3 protein-coding genes and 1 tRNA gene are annotated in these 3,472 nt (G+C 37.0%); all 4 read left to right on the forward strand.

Going from position 1 to position 3,472, the window contains the following annotated elements; genetic code table 11:
* Positions 1-89: 89 nt before the first annotated feature.
* Positions 90-165, forward strand: a tRNA-Trp gene (locus tag ACXVWB_RS11120).
* A gap of 99 nt (positions 166-264) precedes the next feature.
* The gene (gene mazG / locus ACXVWB_RS11125; RefSeq protein WP_289902531.1) at positions 265-1,053 is read left to right on the forward strand and encodes a nucleoside triphosphate pyrophosphohydrolase; all 789 of its coding nucleotides are present in this window, start codon (positions 265-267) and stop codon (positions 1,051-1,053) included.
* A gap of 290 nt (positions 1,054-1,343) precedes the next feature.
* Positions 1,344-2,234, forward strand: a complete 891-nt coding sequence (locus tag ACXVWB_RS11130) for an OmpA family protein (protein ID WP_289902532.1) — start codon at positions 1,344-1,346, stop codon at positions 2,232-2,234.
* Between the two features lie 21 nt (positions 2,235-2,255).
* The coding region (locus ACXVWB_RS11135; RefSeq protein WP_354669546.1) for a BppU family phage baseplate upper protein at positions 2,256-3,472 on the forward strand (1,217 nt) is incomplete at its 3' end.

Below are 3,472 nucleotides of genomic sequence, written 5' to 3' on the forward strand. Positions count from 1 at the left end.
GTGGTAGTTCAGCTGGTTAGAATACCTGCCTGTCACGCAGGGGGTCGCGGGTTCGAGTCCCGTCCATTCCGCCAATTCTTAATACCAATAGGGGCGTAGTTCAATTGGTAGAGCACCGGTCTCCAAAACCGGGTGTTGGGAGTTCGAGCCTCTCCGCCCCTGCCATCATTTCATATCAAATAATATTTAATCTTTTTAAGAATATTGTCTATTTTGCTATTCGTTTTATACTAATCGCATTTTTAGTATTTCAGAGATATTCTTATGCATTATTCCATTCAAGATTTTATTCAATTAATTGCCCAATTACGTAATCCTAATGGCGGTTGTCCTTGGGATCTTAAACAAAATTATGAATCAATGATTCCTTGTTTAACCGAAGAAACTTATGAAGTCATTGATGCCATCCAAAAGAAAGACATTGCTAATTTAAGGGAAGAACTTGGTGATCTTTTATTACAGGTTGTATTTTTTAGCCAGCTTGCTTCTGAAGATGGTTATTTCACATTTGATGATGTTCTTAATGATATTTCTAAAAAGATTGTTCGTCGTCATCCTCATGTGTTTGGAGATGCCACAGCTGGAAATGAAGAAGAGGCATTAGCTCGTTGGAATAGTATCAAAGCACAAGAGAAATCAGTTCAAGAAAAATACTCTATTCTAGATGATATTCCGAATGCTTTTCCTGCATTGTTAAGAGCACAAAAAATGCAAAAACAATGTTCAAAGATTGGTTTTGATTGGGATGATGTTGAACCTGTATTAGCTAAAGTTGAAGAAGAATTGCAAGAAGTAAGGGATGAAATCAATCAAACTTCTCGTAATCAAGAAAAAATAGAAGAGGAGATCGGGGATTTATTTTTCGCAACGGTTAATTTGTCTCGTCATCTCAAGTGCAATGCGGAAGAGGCTTTGCGTAAGGCGAATAATAAATTTGAACAACGTTTTCGTAAAGTAGAAGAAAAAGCATTGGAACGAGGTTCATCAGTTAAAGATCTTTCTTTAATTGAAATGGATATATTGTGGGATGAAGTGAAAAGAGAAGAAAAATAATTGCAATGGCAGAGGGTGCTTTCCTCTGCCATTTTTTATTCTATAAAATGGATAACTATTCCTTTTATGCTAATTACCATAATTAAATTCGGTTATTTATCCACTCAATGTAATCAGCTTTTCGATGACTGAGTATATTTTTCGCCATTTTGGTTTTATTCTCATTTTAGTTATTGACAAGGTTATTATTTAAACATATATTCGGCAAGCCACTTGTCTAAAATACTTTTTATCGAAGTGTTGAGTGGTGATTCATAAAATGAATAACTCGTATTCGAATAGGTGTAAATATGCTCTTAAAGAAAACTTTACTTGTTGTAAGTTTGACGGCCGTATTAGCTGCTTGTAGTACAGCAACAAATGAAAAATGGCAAAATTTTGATAATAAATCTCTTAATGAAAACATTAGTAGTACTGATGCCGGTATTGTTGTTTATCGTGATAACAGTGGCGAGTCTACTCCAGCAGTCAATATTGCTGTAAATGGTGAATATCAAACATCATTACAACGTAATGGCTTTTCAGAGGTAGTGGTATGTGCACAGCCTCAACGTATTGGCGCATTTACAAAGATGCAAGATCCTGCTTATGTTTTTAAACACACTGGCGGTAAATACTATACCTTGGAAGGCGGTAAATTAATTTATTTCCGAGTGAGTGTAGATGAGATGGGCAATGTTGCCATGACAGAGGTTGATCAAAATACAGCAAAAGAAGAGATGGCTAATGCTAGATTCCAAGCCAATACGCTCTCTCGTGTTGAATATGCAAATACTTGTGGGCCGAAAAGCTATGTATTAAATGCTTCAGCATTATTCCCATTCGATCAATATAGTGCTAACAGTATTCTTCCTAATGGACGTGATGAAATTCGCGCTATTGCAAAAGATATTCAGGAATATCCAGCAAACATTCGTTCGGTTGAAGTATCTGGTTATACTGATCCCCAAGGTAGCGCTGAATACAACCAAACACTTTCTCAACAACGAGCAAAAACCGTAAAAGAGTTATTGGTTCATGGCGGTGTAAAATCTAATCTTGTCCATGCAGCTGGTTACGGTGCTCAAAATTTAAAAGTCACGAATTGCGAAGCACAACATGCTGGTAACACATCTGAATTACAAGTCTGTAATCAACCAAACCGTCGTGTAGAAATTAAATTACATACAGTAAATAACTAATAGATAGGGAAAATTAGAATAATGAATATCATTCTAAAAATTAATAATGCATCTGAAACAGTTCAAAGCATTAATTTAAATACAAATCTTAAGCAAGCAGTTCGTGTACAAGCACAAAATGATGTTAATTATCAATTAATTGATCAAAACACGGGCTATGCGCCTGAAAATATTACCACAAAGCGTGTTGGTAATGATTTACAAATTGCGTTTGAAGGTTCTGATATTGAACAACCAGATTTAATTATCGAAGATTACTATGATCAAGATAATTCAAATTTGCTTGTCGGTACACATGAAAATGGAAATCTTTACCCATATGTACCAGAAACTGGTGTACAAACTGATGCTGTAACTTTATTAGCTCAGGAAGTGTCAGTTGGTCAAGCGTTAGGTGGAGAAGCGCTGAAGTCTGCAATGTGGGCGTTTAATCCTTGGTGGTTATTAGCTCTTGTTCCTATTGCGGGTATTGCGATTGCTGCGGGTCATGATAGCAGTAGTGGTAGTAAAGATACAACCCCTCCAGGAGCGCCAACTGTAACTGCGAACGTAGGCGGTTCCGTAGATGTTGTGCCACCGAGTGAAGCAGACACCAAAACGGTAACTATTCGCTATACTGATGAAAATGGTGTTGAGCATACCTCTACAGTGGAAAAAGGTAATAATGGTAAATGGACCTCAACAGATACAAATTTAATTGTTGATGAAAATACAGGTAAAACCACTATTCCTGCTGATAAAGTAAAAGATAATACTAAAGTAACTGCGAATGCAACGGATAATTCAGGCAATAAAGGTTCTGAAGGCGATGCAATCTCAGGTATTGACCAAGTAGAAGGCAAACCAGGTATTATTATTCCAGAAGCTCAAGATGGTTATATCAATGGTAAAGAATTGGAAGATGGTGTTCAAACTCAGATTATTTTACCAAAAGGTACAATTGAAGGCGCTACTGTAACTGTGACTATCACAAAACCAGATGGTACTACAGAACAAATCAGCCACACTGTGACAGGTGACGAAGTAACTAATGGTAAAATTGACCTTACTATCCCTAAAGAAAGCTTACCGGCTGATGGTAATTATAAAGTCGGTGTATCCATTCAACAAGGCAATAATCCAGCCGTTTCAGGTGATACCGAATCTTTTGAATTAGATACTGGCATCCCAGGCGATGTTGATAACAACGGTGAAGCAAGTAATGGCGACACTGACAACAACACCAAAGATGGCGCACC

The sequence above is a fragment of the Haemophilus sp. SZY H53 genome, from assembly GCF_054332375.1.

Bases quoted from the DNA above. Each gene is read 5' to 3' on its own strand.
- mazG (WP_289902531.1), top strand. From the start codon at position 265: ATGCATTATTCCATTCAAGATTTTATTCAATTAATTGCCCAATTACGT.
- ACXVWB_RS11130 (WP_289902532.1), top strand. From the start codon at position 1,344: ATGCTCTTAAAGAAAACTTTACTTGTTGTAAGTTTGACGGCCGTATTA.